The organism is Mycobacterium angelicum (assembly GCF_002086155.1).
GTDB lineage: Bacteria > Actinomycetota > Actinomycetes > Mycobacteriales > Mycobacteriaceae > Mycobacterium > Mycobacterium angelicum.
Genome location: NZ_MVHE01000002.1, coordinates 166,822 through 182,014 on the forward strand (window position 1 = coordinate 166,822; position 15,193 = coordinate 182,014).

Consider the following 15,193-nt stretch of genomic DNA (forward strand, 5'->3'; position numbering starts at 1 on the left):
GAAGTTACCCGAAGGACGTGGCTAGGCTTGCCGGACATGAGCGATACGAGCATCCCCGCCGCCTCAGCCGCTGTCACCCAGCCGATTCATGCCGGCCGGCTCATCGCCCGCCGGCTCAAGGCCAGCGGTATCGACACGATTTTCACGCTCTCGGGCGGTCACCTGTTCTCCATCTACGACGGCTGCCGCGATGAGGGCATCCGGCTGATCGACACGCGCCACGAACAGACCGCGACCTTTGCCGCCGAGGGTTGGTCGAAGGTGACCAGGGTGCCCGGCGTTGCGGCGCTGACCGCGGGTCCCGGGGTCACCAACGGGATGAGCGCGATGGCCGCCGCGCAGCAAAACCAGTCGCCGCTGGTGGTGCTCGGCGGTCGGGCGCCGGCGCTGCGCTGGGGCATGGGCTCGCTGCAGGAAATCGACCATGTGCCGTTTGTGGCGCCGTTGGCGCGCTTAGCCGCGACCGCTCAGTCAGCCGACGACGCCGGTCGGCTCATCGACGACGCACTGCGGGCGGCCGTGGCTGCCCCGTCTGGCGTGGCCTTCGTCGATTTCCCGATGGACCACGTGTTTTCCATGTCCGATGACGACGGGCGTCCCGGTGCCCTGACGGATCTACCGGTGGCTCTCAGCCCCGACGGTGACGCGCTGGACCGGGCCGCTGGGCTGCTCTCGTCGGCGCGACGGCCGGTGATCATGGCCGGAACCAACGTCTGGTGGGGACATGCGGAAGCGGCGTTGATGCGCCTTGCCGAGCAGCTGCGGATCCCGGTGCTGATGAACGGGATGGCCCGGGGTGTGGTGCCCGCCGACCACCCGTTGGCTTTTTCACGCGCGCGGGGCAAGGCGTTGCGGGAGGCCGACGTTGCGCTCATTGTCGGGGTGCCGATGGACTTCCGCCTGGGCTTCGGAGGGGTGTTCGGGGCGGACACCCAACTCGTCGTGGCAGACCGGGCAGCACCAGACCGCCCACACCCGCGCCCCATCGCGGCCGGCCTCTACGGCGACCTCACCGCGATCCTGTCGGCGCTGACTATGTCCGGTGACCATGAGGATTGGATCGGCGAGCTGCGGGCAGCCGAAACCGAGGCCCGCGCCGTCGAGAAGGCAGAACTCACCGACGACCGGACCCCGCTGCATCCGATGCGGGTCTACGCCGAGTTGGCTTCGCTGCTGGACCGCGATGCCGTCGTCGTCATCGACGCGGGAGACTTCGGGTCGTACGCCGGCCGGGTGATCGACAGCTATCAACCGGGCTGCTGGCTGGACAGTGGCCCCTTCGGCTGCCTCGGCTCGGGTCCCGGCTATGCCCTGGCCGCCAAACTGGCGCGGCCCGACCGCCAGGTGGTGCTGCTGCAGGGCGACGGCGCGTTCGGGTTCAGCGGCATGGAATGGGACACGCTGGTCCGGCACGACGTGCAGGTCGTATCCGTGATCGGCAACAACGGGATCTGGGGCTTGGAGAAGCACCCCATGGAGGCGTTGTACGGCTATTCGGTGGTGGCCGAGCTGCGGCCCGGAACCCGCTACGACGAGGTGGTGCGGGCGCTGGGCGGGCACGGCGAGCTGGTGTCGGCGCCCGCGCAGCTTCGCCCGGCGCTCGACCGTGCCTTCGCCAGCGGCCTGCCGGCCGTTGTCAACGTGCTCACCGATCCGAGCATCGCCTATCCGCGCCGGTCGAATCTGGCATGACCGTGTGAGTCGTTGCTAACCTGCTTGCAGGCCGGGGATGTGTATTTGGGGACCTGGTGATGATGTCTGATGACGCCCATAGTCGGTTCGATGCAATTGCCGACGTGTTGGCCCGGCGCTCGTCGGACCTCCCGTTTCTGCTGCTGGATCCCAACTTGCGGATTCGGGCAGCCAGCACCGCCTACGTAAGTGTCGCGCTGCGCGAGCGCGACGAGTTGTGCGGAGAGCTTCTGTTCGATGCCTTTCCCGACAACCCCGGCGATCCGCAGGCCAGCGGGACCGCCAATCTGGCGGCATCGTTGGAGACAGCGATGCGCAGCGGCCGGCCGCACAACATGTGGATCCAGCGCTACGACATTCGGGATCCGGATTCGCCGGACACGTTTCTGCCCAAAGTTTGGAGCCCCGCCAACGCACCGCTGGTCGATCATGGCGAGCTGATCGGGGTGGTTCACCGCGTCAAGGAAGTGGCGGGGTTCGAACACCTGGTTTCGGTGCTGGCGCGTGCCCTGGAAACCGGGCGGTCCTGGTCGTCCGCCGAGCTGCTGCACACGCTGGCGGCGGTCACCGAGGTGGAGAATGACCGGCACAGTCAGCGCGAGCGGGCCCTGGTTGTCGAGAACGAGCAACTTCGGGTGGCCATCGATACCCGGGACATGATCGGTCAGGCCAAGGGCATGTTGATGGAGCGATTCAACATCGACTCTGTCGGCGCATTCGACTTGCTGGTCAAGCTGTCGCAGGACACGAACATCCGGGTCGAACAGATCGCGCGCAAAGTGGTTGAGGCGCAGCGTCCGCCGCAGTCGAACTGAACCCGCAACGCCGCGGGCGGGGCTCTGCAACCGAGCCGCCGCGCGTACGGTTGACCTGTGCCGAAGACCAACCGCGCTCAGCCAGGCCGGCTGAGCAGCCGATTCTGGCGGCTGCTGGGCGCCAGTACCGAAAAGAACCGCAGCCGTTCGATGACCGCGGTCACCGCGTCGGAAGAATTCGACTCCGACGCCGCCGACCTCAGCGACGAAAAGCTGCGTAAGGCGGCTGGGCTGCTGGAACTCGAAGATCTCGCCGAATCCGCCGACATCCCGCAATTCCTCGCGATCGCCCGGGAAGCGGCCGAGCGGACCACCGGGCTGCGGCCGTTTGATGTGCAGCTGCTTGGGGCACTGCGCATGCTTGCCGGCGACGTGATCGAGATGGCCACCGGTGAGGGCAAGACGCTGGCCGGCGCGATTGCCGCCGCCGGCTACGCCCTGGCCGGCCGGCACGTGCACGTCGTCACCATCAACGACTACCTGGCCCGGCGGGATGCGGAATGGATGGGTCCGCTGCTGGAGGCGATGGGGTTGACGGTCGGCTGGATCACCGGGGAATCCACCAGCGCGGAGCGCCGGGCCGCCTACGACTGCGACGTCACCTACGCCTCGGTCAACGAGATCGGCTTCGACGTGCTGCGCGATCAGCTGGTCACCGATGTGGAAGACCTGGTCTCGCCCAACCCGGATGTGGCGCTTATCGACGAGGCCGACTCGGTGCTGGTCGACGAGGCGCTGGTGCCGCTGGTGCTGGCCGGCACCACCCACCGGGAAACGCCCCGGCTGGAGATCATCAAGCTGGTCGGGGAGCTCGTCGGCGACAAGGACGCCGACGAGTACTTGGCCACCGACGCCGACAGCCGCAACGTCCACCTCACCGAGGCCGGCGCCCGCAAGGTCGAAAAGGCGCTCGGCGGTATCGATCTGTACTCCGAGGAGCACGTCGGCACCACGCTGACGGAGGTCAACGTCGCGCTGCACGCGCACGTGCTGCTGCAGCGCGACGTGCACTACATCGTCCGCGACGATGCGGTACACCTGATCAACGCCTCCCGCGGCCGCATCGCGCAATTGCAGCGCTGGCCCGATGGACTGCAGGCCGCCGTTGAGGCCAAGGAGGGCATCGAGACCACCGAGACCGGCGAAGTGCTCGACACCATCACCGTGCAGGCGCTGATCAACCGCTACACCACGGTGTGCGGCATGACCGGCACCGCGCTGGCTGCAGGTGAGCAGCTGCGCCAGTTTTACAAGCTCGGTGTCTCGCCGATACCGCCCAACACCCCCAACATCCGCGAGGACGAATCCGACCGGGTGTACATCACCGCCGCGGCCAAGAACGACGCGATCGTCGCCCACATCGTCGACGTGCACGAGACCGGCCAGCCGGTGCTGGTCGGCACCCGTGACGTCGCCGAATCCGAGGAACTGCATGAACGCCTGTTGCGGCGCAACGTGCCCGCGGTCGTGCTCAACGCGAAGAACGACGCCGAAGAGGCCCAGGTGATCGCCGAGGCCGGCAAATACGGCGTGGTCACCGTGTCCACTCAAATGGCCGGGCGCGGCACCGACATTCGTTTGGGCGGGTCCGACGAATCCGATCACGACCGCGTCGCCGAGCTGGGTGGGCTGCACGTCGTGGGCACCGGCCGGCACCACACCGAGCGGCTGGACAACCAGCTGCGCGGCCGCGCCGGACGCCAGGGTGACCCCGGCTCGTCGGTGTTCTTCTCGAGCTGGGAAGACGACGTGGTGGCGGCCAACCTGGACAGCAACAAGCTGCCCACCGAAACCGACGAGGACGGGCGGATCGTCAGCCCCAAGACCACCAGCCTGCTCGACCATGCCCAACGCGTCGCCGAAGGCCGGCTGCTGGACGTGCATGCCAACACCTGGCGCTACAACCAGCTCATCGCTCAACAGCGCGCGATCATCGTCGACCGGCGGAACACGTTGCTGCGCACGGCAACCGCGCGCGAAGAACTCGCCGAACTGGCGCCCAAGCGGTACGAGGAGCTGTCCGAAGAAATCTCCGAAGAACGGCTGGAAAAAATCTGCCGGCTGATCATGCTGTACCACCTCGACCGCGGCTGGGCTGATCATTTGGCGTATCTGGCCGACATCCGGGAAAGTATCCATTTGCGCGCACTGGGCCGGCAGAACCCACTCGACGAGTTTCACCGGATGGCGGTCGACGCGTTCGCATCGCTGGCCGCGGACGCCATCGAGGCGGCTCAGCAGACCTTCGAAACGGCAGATGTCCTCGAAGAAGAGCAGGGGCTGGACCTCTCCAAGCTGGCCCGTCCGACGTCGACGTGGACCTACATGGTCAACGACAATCCGCTGTCGGATGACACGCTGTCCACCCTGAGCCTGCCCGGCGTCTTCCGCTAGCCACAGCAATCTGTTACACCGCCCGCAACATTTCCCAGCTAATGTCACGCCTCATGGAGCCGGTGCCCGTACCCAGTCGGGTCTTCACCGTGCCCAATATGCTGAGCTTCATCCGCCTGGCGCTGATTCCGGTGTTCGTTTACGTCATGCTGATCGCGCCCGCACATGGCTGGGCGGTAGCGATCCTGGTGTTCAGCGGCGTTTCCGACTGGGCGGACGGCAAAATCGCCCGGCTGCTCAACCAATCGTCGCGGTTGGGTGTGTTCCTGGATCCGGCCGTGGATCGGCTGTACATGATCACCGTTCCCATCGTGTTGGGACTGAGCGGAATCGTGCCCTGGTGGTTCATCGTCACGCTGCTGGCCCGCGACGCGGCGCTCGGCGTGACGCTGCCATTGCTGTGGAGTCGCGGGGTGTCGGCGCTGCCGGTGACGTATGTCGGCAAGGCGGCGACCTTCGCGCTGATGAGCGGCTTCCCGGTACTGCTGGCCGGACAGTGGGACAGCTTGTGGAGCCGAGTCTTGCGGGCATGCGGCTGGGCGCTTTTGATCTGGGGCATGTACGCATACCTGTGGGCACTCGTCCTGTACGTAATGCACATGCTGTTGGTGCTGCGCCGGATGCCCAAGATCAAACACCGGGCCTACCAACCGGTCACCCAAAAAACCGACGGCCATGGCTGACGCCGACCGGCTGCTCGGCGGCTACGACCCCAATGCCGGCTATAGCGCGCATGCCGCGACCCGGCCGAAGCGCTATCCCGTCCCGTCGCTGCTGCGCGCGCTGCTCTCCGAGCACCTGGATCCCGGTTACGCGGCGGCCGCCGCCAAACGTGACCGCGCCGACCAGCCACCGCGACAGCGCAGCCGCGCGTTCGGGTGGATGTGGCAGGCGCTGGCGGCGGCGCTGGTCGCCACGGTGTTTGCCGCCGCCGTTGCCCAGGCCCGCTCCGTCGCGCCCGGGGTGCGTAACGCCCAGCAGATGTTGGCGGCCAGCGTGCGTTCGACGCAGGGCGCGGCCGCAAAGTTGACACAACAGCGCAGCGGCCTCTCGGCGAAGGTCGACGAGGTGCAACGGGCCGCACTGGCCGACGATGCCGAAGGGCAGCGGCTGCTGACCCGTCTGGACGCCCTCAGCCTGGCGGCGGCCAGCACAGCGGTCATCGGCCCGGGGCTGACGCTGACTATCACCGATCCCGGTGTCGGACCGAATCTTTCCGACGTCTCCAAGCAGCGGGTCAAAGGCAGTCAGCAAACCATTTTGGACCGCGACCTACAACTGGTGGTCAACTCGTTGTGGGCCAGCGGCGCCGAGGCCATCTCGGTCGACGGCACCCGGATCGGGCCGAATGTGACCATCCGGCAGGCCGGTGAAGCGATTCTGGTCGACAACAACCCCACCAGCAGCCCCTACACCATCCTGGCGATCGGGCCACCGCGCGCGATGAAAGGCGTCTTCGAGGGCAGTCCCGGGATGCGCCGCCTTAAGCTGCTGGAGATCTCCTACGGCGTCGGGGTGACCGTGAACGCCGGCGACGGGCTGACCCTGCCCGCCGGGTCGATCCGGGATGTCAAGTTCGCCAAACAGATTGGGTCTTAGTGACACGGACGGGAATCCGACGAGCATGATCGGTATCGCGGCACTTGCCATCGGCATCGTGCTGGGTCTGGTTTTCCACCCCAGCGTGCCCGAGGTCATCCAGCCCTATCTGCCGATTGCGGTGGTGGCCGCGCTGGACGCGGTTTTCGGCGGGCTGCGCGCTTACCTGGAACGCATTTTTGACCCGAAGGTCTTTGTGGTCTCGTTCGTGTTCAATGTTTTGGTGGCCGCCCTGATCGTCTACGTCGGTGATCAATTGGGTGTCGGCACGCAGTTGTCCACTGCGATCATCGTCGTGTTGGGCATCCGGATCTTCGGCAACGCCGCCGCGTTGCGCCGCCGGTTGTTCGGCGCATGACCCAAGATCCCCCGAACCCGACTTCGGACGCCGCCCCCGAACCGGCTCCGAAAGCGGTCGAGGCACCGGCACCGGCCCAAACTGGTGGTGCGGCAAGCCAACACGGCCACGCCAAGGCCGGCGCTCACGAAGCCGTACGGCGCGGCCGTCATGAACTGCCCGGCGACCGCCCGCGTCCCGAGATCGGCGCCCTGCGCCGCACTGGATTATCGGCGCTGCGGCGCGGCGGTCGATCCCGCCTGGTGTTCGGGATGCTGGCGATCGTGCTGTGCCTGGTGCTGGGCGTCGCCATCGTCACCCAGGTCCGCCAGACCGAGTCCGGAGACTCGCTGGAAACCGCGCGGCCCGCGGATCTGTTGGTCCTTTTGGATTCGCTGCGGCAACGCGAGGCCACGCTGAACACCGAAGTGACCGAACTGCAAAGTACCCTCAACGCGCTGCAGGCCTCCGGTAATAACGATCAAGCGGCCATCGAAAGCGCCCAGGCCCGCCTGGCCGCGCTGTCCATCCTCGTCGGCGCGGTGGCGGCCACCGGCCCCGGCGTCACCATCAAGATCGAGGATCCGGGCCCGGGAGTGGCGCCCGAAGCGATGCTCGACGTGATCAACGAGTTGCGCGCCGCCGGCGCCGAGGCAATCGAGATCAACGACGGCCGGCAGTCCGTGCGAGTCGGGGTCGACACCTGGGTGGTGGGTAACCCCGGCGCCCTGACCATCGACACCAAGACCCTGTCGCCGCCGTATTCGATTCTGGCGATTGGTGATCCGCCGACACTTGCGGCCGCAATGAACATTCCCGGTGGTGCCGAGGACAGTGTCAAGCGCGTCGGCGGGCGAATGTCGGTGCAACAGGCCGACCGAGTCGATGTCACCAGCTTGCGACAACCAAAACCGCACCAATACGCTCAGCCGGTCAAGTGAACGTCCCCGATCAGCAGCGACCAGAACAGGATCACCAGTGAGCGATATCCCGCCCGACCTGCATTACACCGCCGAACACGAGTGGGTTCGCCGCAGCGGGGAGGACACCGTCCGGGTCGGCATCACCGACTTCGCGCAATCGGCCCTGGGTGACGTGGTTTTCGTGCAATTGCCCGCGGTGGGCAGCGACGTCAGCGCCGGCGAGTCCTTTGGCGAAGTTGAATCGACGAAGTCGGTCTCGGATTTGTACGCCCCGGTTTCTGGCAAGGTGTCGGCGGTCAACGGCGATCTGGAAGGCGATCCGCAACTGGTCAACTCCGACCCGTACGGCGGCGGCTGGTTGCTGGAAATCCAGGTGGAAGGCTCGCAGGTGGCCGCCCTGGAATCCGCGCTGGCCGCGCTGCTGGACGCTGAGGCCTACCGCGGCACACTGACCGAATGACGGTTGCTAAGGTCCCGTCAGCGTCGCGCGGCGACGCTGACGGCCACGGCATGGACCTAGAAGAAGCCGGGGTATCGGGCTTACGATCCTGCAGTGGAGGGCACACTGCCGAGCCGTGGCCGAGCGGTGGGCGGTACGGTCGAGAACATCAGCACCAATCCGCCTCCAGGCGGTGAATCGTAGAGGAAGCCGGCCGAACGGCCGGGTCAGACAACGCCACAGCGGCCAGTGAGGAGCAGCGGGTGACGGACATGGATAACGACCAGACTTCTGATGAAGTCACGGTGGAGACGACCTCCGTCTTCCGCGCCGACTTCCTCAATGAGCTGGACGCGCCCGCACAGGCGGGCGCCGAGAGCGCGGTATCGGGAGTGGAAGGACTTCCGGCGGGCTCGGCGTTGCTGGTCGTCAAACGGGGGCCCAATGCGGGGTCTCGCTTCCTGCTCGACCAACCCATCACGTCCGCCGGCCGTCATCCCGACAGCGACATCTTTCTCGACGACGTCACTGTGAGCCGTCGCCACGCCGAATTCCGGTTGGAAGGCAACGAGTTCAACGTCGTCGACGTCGGCAGCCTCAATGGCACCTACGTCAACCGCGAGCCGGTGGACTCCGCGGTGCTGGCCAACGGCGACGAGGTGCAGATCGGCAAGTTCCGCCTGGTGTTCTTGACCGGACCCAAGCAAGGTGACGACGACGGGGGCACCGGAGGCCAGTGAGCGCACCCGATAGCCCCGGGCTCACCGGGATGTCGATCGGGGCGGTTTTGGACCTGCTGCGACCGGACTTCCCGGATGTCACAATCTCCAAGATTCGTTTTCTGGAGGCCGAGGGGCTGGTGACGCCGCAGCGGGCCGCATCGGGATACCGCAGATTCACGGCGTACGACTGCGCACGGCTGCGCTTCATCCTTACCGCGCAGCGAGATCATTACTTGCCGCTGAAGGTGATCAGGGCGCAACTGGACGCCCAGCCCGACGGCGAACTTCCGCCCTTCGGATCTCCTTACGGCGTACCGCGATTGGTCTCGGTGACGGGCAACGGCACCGATGAATCGGCCGCGGCATCCGACGCCGGTGCCGTCGCGCCGTCGCGGGTGCGGCTGAGTCGCGAAGACCTGCTGGAACGTGCGGGAGTGCCCGGGGAGCTGTTGACCGCCTTGCTCAAAGCGGGAGTGATCACCACCGGGCCGGGCGGTTTCTTCGATGAGCACGCCGTGGTGATCCTGCAATGTGCGCGGGCGTTGTCCGAATACGGTGTGGAGCCGCGGCATCTGCGTGCGTTCCGCTCGGCGGCCGACCGGCAATCCGATTTGATCGCCCAGATCGCCGGGCCGTTGGTCAAGGCCGACAAGGCCGGCGCACGTGACCGGGCCGACGATCTGGCTCGCGAGGTCGCCGCGCTTGCCATTACGTTGCACACTTCTTTGATCAAGTCGGCCGTTCGCGACCTTCTGCACCGCTGAGGACTAGACTTCGTTCGACAGCTTGGTGTTCGACGGCACCACGTCGTGGCGCTGAGTTTGGGACAGTCGCGGCGGCATGTGCGGAGGGCAGACGCAGATGGGTGAAGTTCGTGTTGTCGGCATTCGCGTCGAGCAGCCGCAGAACCAGCCGGTGCTTTTATTGCGCGAAGCCAACGGTGATCGGTATCTGCCGATCTGGATCGGCCAGTCAGAGGCCGCAGCCATCGCGCTGGAGCAGCAGGGCGTCGAGCCGCCGCGCCCGCTGACTCATGACCTGATCAGGGATCTCATTGCCGCGCTTGGGCATTCGCTCAAGGAGGTCCGGATCGTCGATCTGCAGGAAGGCACCTTTTACGCCGACCTGATCTTCGATCGCAACATCACGGTGTCGGCGCGCCCGTCGGACTCGGTGGCGATTGCATTGCGGGTCGGGGTACCCATTTACGTCGAGGAGGCGGTGCTGGCCCAGGCCGGTCTGCTGATTCCCGACGAGAGCGACGAGGAGCCCAGCACCGCTGTCCGCGAAGACGAAGTGGAGAAGTTCAAGGAGTTTCTCGACAGCGTGTCGCCCGACGACTTCAAGGCCACCTAGAGGCTCACGCCGAGCACTGCAGCCGCTGAGCGAAGCGCAGCACTTTCAGCGAATATTTTCCGGCAAACGTCACGGATGAGTCTCATCTCACACACTGCGATGTCGACACGCCTAACGGATATCGCCGACAACGCGCGCCGCCAGCCATACTTTGATGACGATTTGATGTTTAACCGGGAGCACGACAGCAATCCAACAGCGTAAGCTCTCTACCACTCGGGCAGAGCAGACGTGGGCTGTCGGGGCAGCCAGTAACGCAGCTAGTGACAAGAGCGCGATCGGCGAGAGGAAGCATCCGTGAGCGAGCAGCCACGTCAAGAACAGCTGGACCTTGCCGACCGCCCGGCCACCGACGGCCCCCACGGCGTGAGCGAACCTGTGCAGCCCGGGCTGTTTCCGGACGATTCGGTGCCCGATGAACTGGTCGGCTACCGCGGGCCCAGCGCCTGCCAGATCGCCGGGATCACCTACCGTCAGCTGGACTACTGGGCGCGTACGTCGCTGGTCGTCCCGTCGATCCGCAGCGCGGCGGGGTCTGGCAGCCAGCGGCTGTATTCGTTCAAGGACATCCTGGTGCTCAAGATCGTCAAGCGATTGCTGGACACCGGTATCTCGCTGCACAACATCCGGGTTGCGGTCGACCATCTGCGTCAGCGTGGTGTCCAGGATCTGGCCAACATCACTCTGTTCTCCGACGGCACCAGCGTGTACGAATGCACCTCGGCCGAGGAGGTCGTCGACCTGCTGCAGGGTGGCCAGGGTGTGTTCGGCATCGCCGTCTCGGGTGCAATGCGGGAACTGACCGGCGTCATCGCCGACTTCCCCGGCGAGCGCGCCGACGGCGGCGAGTCCATCGCCGCTCCGGAAGACGAGCTGGCCTCCCGCCGCAAGCACCGCGACCGCAAGATCGGCTAGCTGCGCGGAAATCGCCGCTCCGAGTAGACTGGGCAGGCATCGCCCTCGCGCGGGAGAGTTCTGTGGCTGCCAGCTACGGACGCCGAAGGAGCAACACCTCTCCGTCAACCTCTCAGGCACCAGGACCGTGCTAGACAACGATGCCTCTGGAAAGCGGTGACGGCCTAACCGGCGTCACCCGCCGATGGGGAAAGGCGCCACCGGGCGCCGAATCTCTCAGGCGCCTGGCGAGCGGGTGAAGACAGAGGGAGAGGGCCATTAGTCCTCTGCCTTTGTGATGCGTGTCAGGAGTTCCGCCAGTGACCGACCATTCCACCTTCGCCGACCGGCACATCGGCCTGGACAGCCAGGCCATTGCAACAATGCTCGCCGTCATCGGTGTCGAGACGCTCGACGAGCTGGCCGCCAAGGCGGTCCCGGCGGGCATCCTCGATGCGCTCACCGACACCGGAGTTGCCCCCGGCCTGGACCGGTTGCCTCCCGCCGCCACCGAGGCCGAGGCACTGGCCGAGCTGCGGGCGCTGGCCGATGCCAACACGGTCGCCGTGTCGATGATCGGGCAGGGCTACTACGACACGCTCACTCCGCCGGTGTTGCTGCGCAACATCATGGAGAATCCCGCCTGGTACACCGCCTACACTCCGTATCAGCCCGAGATCAGCCAGGGCCGGCTGGAAGCCCTGCTGAATTTCCAGACGATGGTCACGGATCTCACCGGCCTCGAGATCGCCAATGCGTCGATGCTCGACGAGGGCACAGCGGCCGCTGAGGCCATGACGCTGATGCACCGCGCCAGCCGTGGCCCGGCGAACCGATTGGTCGTCGACGTCGACCTGTTCGCCCAGACGGCCGCCGTGGTGGCCACTCGGGCCAAGCCGCTGGGGATCGAAATCGTCACCGCCGATTTGCGTGACGGCTTGCCCGACGGCGAGTTCTTCGGTGTCATCGTCCAGTTGCCGGGGGCCAGCGGCCGGATCACCGACTGGGGCGCGCTGGTGCGGCAGGCTCACGAGCGCGGCGCCCTAGTGGCCATCGGCGCCGACCTGCTGGCGTGCACGCTCATCACCCCGCCCGGCGAGATCGGCGCCGACGTCGCGTTCGGCACCACCCAACGATTCGGTGTGCCAATGGGATTCGGCGGTCCACACGCCGGCTACCTGGCGGTGCACGCCAAGCATGCCCGTCAGCTGCCCGGCCGGCTGGTCGGGGTGTCACTGGACGCCGACGGGGCACCGGCCTACCGGCTGGCGCTGCAGACCCGCGAACAGCACATCCGCCGCGACAAGGCGACCAGCAATATCTGTACCGCGCAGGTGCTTTTGGCGGTGATGGCCGCCATGTACGCCAGCTACCACGGCGCCGAGGGTCTGACCAACATCGCCCGGCGGGTGCATGCGCACGCCGAAACGATCGCGGGAGCACTGGGTGAGGCGCTGGTGCATGACAGCTACTTCGATACAGTGCTGGCCCGGGTGCCCGGGCGCGCCGACGAGGTGGTGGCCGCCGCGAAAGCCAACGGCATCAACGTGTGGCGCGTCGACGCTGACCACGTGTCGGTGGCCTGCGACGAAGCGACGACCGACGCCCACGTGGCAGGGGTCCTGGACGCCTTCGGGGTAGCGGCCGGCACGCCGGCCAACACCGAAATCGCCACGCGCACTTCGGAATTCCTGACGCACCCGGCGTTCACCCAATATCGCACCGAGACGTCGATGATGCGGCACCTACGGGCGCTGGCGGACAAGGATATTGCGTTGGACCGCAGCATGATTCCGCTCGGGTCGTGCACCATGAAGCTCAACGCCGCCGCGGAGATGGAGTCGATCACCTGGCCGGAGTTCGGGCGTCAGCATCCGTTCGCCCCGGCTGCAGACACTCCCGGGCTGCGCCGACTCATCGCTGACCTGGAGAACTGGCTGGTGCAGATCACCGGCTACGACGCGGTTTCGTTGCAGCCCAACGCCGGCTCGCAGGGGGAGTACGCCGGCCTGCTGGCGATCCACGACTACCACGCCAGCCGCGGTGAGCCGCACCGCGACATCTGCCTCATCCCGTCCAGCGCACACGGCACCAACGCCGCCTCGGCCGCGCTGGCCGGAATGCGGGTGGTGGTGGTCGGCTGCCACGACAACGGCGACGTCGACCTCGACGATCTGCGCGCCAAGGTCAGCGACCATGCCGACCGACTGTCGGCGCTGATGATCACCTACCCGTCCACGCACGGCGTCTACGAGCACGACATCGCCGACATCTGCGCGGCTGTGCACGACGCCGGCGGCCAGGTCTACGTCGACGGCGCCAACCTCAACGCGCTGGTCGGCCTGGCACGGCCGGGCAAGTTCGGCGGCGACGTCAGCCACCTGAACCTGCATAAGACGTTCTGCATTCCGCACGGCGGCGGCGGCCCCGGCGTCGGGCCGGTGGCGGTGCGCTCCCATCTGGCCCAGTTCCTGCCGGGCCACCGGTTCGCCCCGGAATTACCCGGCGGACATCCGGTGTCGTCGGCGCCCTACGGGTCGGCCTCGATCCTGCCCATCACCTGGGCTTACATCCGGATGATGGGCGGCGGAGGCCTGCGTGCGGCGTCGCTGACCGCGATCACGTCGGCCAACTACATCGCCCGTCGCCTCGACGAGTATTTCCCGGTGTTGTACACCGGCGAGAACGGCATGGTGGCCCACGAGTGCATCCTGGACTTGCGCGGTATCACCAAAGCGACCGGTGTCACCGTCGACGACGTGGCAAAGCGCCTGGCGGACTACGGCTTTCACGCTCCCACCATGAGCTTCCCGGTTGCTGGCACCCTTATGGTGGAGCCCACCGAAAGCGAGAGCCTGGCCGAGGTGGACGCCTTCTGCGAGGCGATGATCGGCATCCGCGCCGAGATCGACCGAGTCGGTGCCGGGCAGTGGCCGGCCGACGACAATCCGCTGCGCGGGGCGCCGCACACCGCAGAGTGTCTGCTCGTCGCCGATTGGGACCACCCGTACACGCGGGAAGAAGCGGCCTACCCGCTGGGCAAGGCTTTCCGGCCTAAGGTCTGGCCGCCGGTGCGGCGCATCGACGGCGCCTACGGCGACCGCAACTTGGTGTGCTCGTGCCCGCCGGTGGAGGCTTTCGCGTAAATCGGCCTGATTCTTAGCCGAACCGTTCCACGATTGCCGCGGCGATCCGGTCGGGTGCGTCCTCCTGGATGAAGTGCTTGGCCGTGGGCAGCTGCACGACGACGTGATCGGGAAAGGCGGCCCGCATCCGCGGCAGCGAGGGCCCCGGCCGGAACGCGACGTCCTTCATGCCCCAGATGAACAGGGCCGGCTTGGCGCCCAGCTTGGCCGGCACTTCGTGGGCCAGCCGCTCCAGCAACGGCCGGGCGGCCAATATCTCCTTGGGCATGCGGGCGACGCCCGCCCGCGCCGCCGGATTGGGCTGCACACCCCGGTAATGCGCCATCACGGCGTCGCTCGGCCGGCGTTCGGTGCCGGCGGGAATCAGCCGCTCGACGAAGAAGTTGCGTTGCAGGATCGCGTGTTGCATCGGGGGACTGGACATGACCCTGCTGAAGATTTTCGTGGTGAGCGTGTCCGTCGGCCAGAACCACGTGTTGCCCAGCACAATTCCGCGCACTTGTTCGGCGCGCTCGACGGCGACGGCCATGCTGATGGGCCCGCCCCAGTCCTGCCCCATCGTCAGATATCCGTCCAGGCCGAGATGGTTGACGAACTCGCCGAGTACCCGCGCGTGTTCGGAGATGGTGTAGCCGAAGCCCGAGGGCCGATCGGAAAGCCCGAATCCGAGGTAATCCGGTGCGATACAACGGAAGTGGTCGCGCAGCACCTTGACGATGTCGCGGTACAGGAAGCTCCAGGTCGGATTGCCGTGCCAGAACAGGATGGGCGGGCCGGCGCCCTCGTCGATGTAGTGGATACGCCCGGCCGTGCTGTCGAACCAGCGCGACTGGAACGGATACAGCTGGGGATCAGGGGTGAAGTCGACGGTCATTA

14 protein-coding genes and 2 riboswitches are annotated in these 15,193 nt (G+C 66.6%); of the genes, 13 read left to right on the forward strand and 1 reads right to left on the reverse strand.

What is annotated here, in order from left to right:
* The first annotated feature begins 36 nt into the window (after positions 1–36).
* The 13 genes from BST12_RS02195 (at position 37) to gcvP (ending at position 14,317) form a co-directional block, all read left to right on the forward strand.
* On the forward strand, positions 37–1,692 hold the full coding sequence (locus tag BST12_RS02195) for an acetolactate synthase (RefSeq protein WP_083111360.1): 1,656 nt from the start codon (positions 37–39) through the stop codon (positions 1,690–1,692).
* 62 nt (positions 1,693–1,754) lie between these two features.
* Positions 1,755–2,507, forward strand: a complete 753-nt coding sequence (locus BST12_RS02200; RefSeq protein ID WP_308207325.1) for an ANTAR domain-containing protein — start codon at positions 1,755–1,757, stop codon at positions 2,505–2,507.
* 57 nt (positions 2,508–2,564) lie between these two features.
* Positions 2,565–4,901, forward strand: a complete 2,337-nt coding sequence (gene secA2, locus BST12_RS02205; RefSeq protein WP_083111362.1) for an accessory Sec system translocase SecA2 — start codon at positions 2,565–2,567, stop codon at positions 4,899–4,901.
* A 53-nt stretch (positions 4,902–4,954) separates the two neighbouring features.
* A complete protein-coding gene (locus BST12_RS02210; RefSeq protein ID WP_083111363.1) occupies positions 4,955–5,584 on the forward strand; it encodes a CDP-alcohol phosphatidyltransferase family protein in 630 nt (209 codons plus the stop codon).
* Complete coding sequence (locus BST12_RS02215; protein ID WP_083111364.1) at positions 5,577–6,500, forward strand: DUF881 domain-containing protein; 924 nt, start codon at positions 5,577–5,579, stop codon at positions 6,498–6,500. The genes BST12_RS02210 and BST12_RS02215 overlap by 8 nt, the downstream gene beginning before the upstream one ends.
* Positions 6,501–6,525: 25 nt before the next feature.
* The gene (locus tag BST12_RS02220) at positions 6,526–6,858 is read left to right on the forward strand and encodes a small basic family protein (RefSeq protein WP_083111365.1); all 333 of its coding nucleotides are present in this window, start codon (positions 6,526–6,528) and stop codon (positions 6,856–6,858) included.
* Positions 6,855–7,778 carry a DUF881 domain-containing protein gene (locus BST12_RS02225; protein WP_083111366.1) on the forward strand — a complete coding sequence of 308 codons (924 nt, stop codon included), beginning with the start codon at positions 6,855–6,857 and terminating at the stop codon, positions 7,776–7,778. Before BST12_RS02220 ends, BST12_RS02225 begins: the two co-directional genes overlap by 4 nt.
* 37 nt (positions 7,779–7,815) lie before the next feature.
* Entirely contained in the window at positions 7,816–8,220 is a 405-nt protein-coding gene (gene gcvH / locus BST12_RS02230; protein ID WP_083111367.1) for a glycine cleavage system protein GcvH, read from the forward strand.
* Positions 8,221–8,471: 251 nt separating this feature from the next.
* Positions 8,472–8,939 (forward strand): glycogen accumulation regulator GarA, encoded by a 468-nt coding sequence (garA, locus tag BST12_RS02235; RefSeq protein ID WP_276028748.1) that lies wholly within the window; start codon positions 8,472–8,474, stop codon positions 8,937–8,939.
* Positions 8,936–9,685 (forward strand): transcriptional regulator FtsR, encoded by a 750-nt coding sequence (gene ftsR, locus BST12_RS02240; protein ID WP_083111369.1) that lies wholly within the window; start codon positions 8,936–8,938, stop codon positions 9,683–9,685. The genes garA and ftsR overlap by 4 nt, the downstream gene beginning before the upstream one ends.
* A 97-nt stretch (positions 9,686–9,782) precedes the next feature.
* On the forward strand, positions 9,783–10,277 hold the full coding sequence (locus tag BST12_RS02245; RefSeq protein WP_083111370.1) for a bifunctional nuclease family protein: 495 nt from the start codon (positions 9,783–9,785) through the stop codon (positions 10,275–10,277).
* Between the two features lie 297 nt (positions 10,278–10,574).
* Complete coding sequence (locus BST12_RS02250) at positions 10,575–11,192, forward strand: MerR family transcriptional regulator (protein ID WP_083111371.1); 618 nt, start codon at positions 10,575–10,577, stop codon at positions 11,190–11,192.
* Between the two features lie 40 nt (positions 11,193–11,232).
* Positions 11,233–11,330: riboswitch (glycine riboswitch) on the forward strand.
* A gap of 2 nt (positions 11,331–11,332) precedes the next feature.
* Positions 11,333–11,447, forward strand: a riboswitch (glycine riboswitch).
* A 44-nt stretch (positions 11,448–11,491) separates the two neighbouring features.
* Positions 11,492–14,317, forward strand: a complete 2,826-nt coding sequence (gene gcvP, locus BST12_RS02255; RefSeq protein WP_083111372.1) for an aminomethyl-transferring glycine dehydrogenase — start codon at positions 11,492–11,494, stop codon at positions 14,315–14,317.
* 13 nt (positions 14,318–14,330) lie between these two features.
* Here the strand turns inward: gcvP and BST12_RS02260 are convergent, their stop codons facing one another.
* Positions 14,331–15,191, reverse strand: a complete 861-nt coding sequence (locus BST12_RS02260) for a haloalkane dehalogenase (protein ID WP_083111373.1) — start codon at positions 15,189–15,191, stop codon at positions 14,331–14,333.
* Positions 15,192–15,193 lie beyond the last annotated feature (2 nt).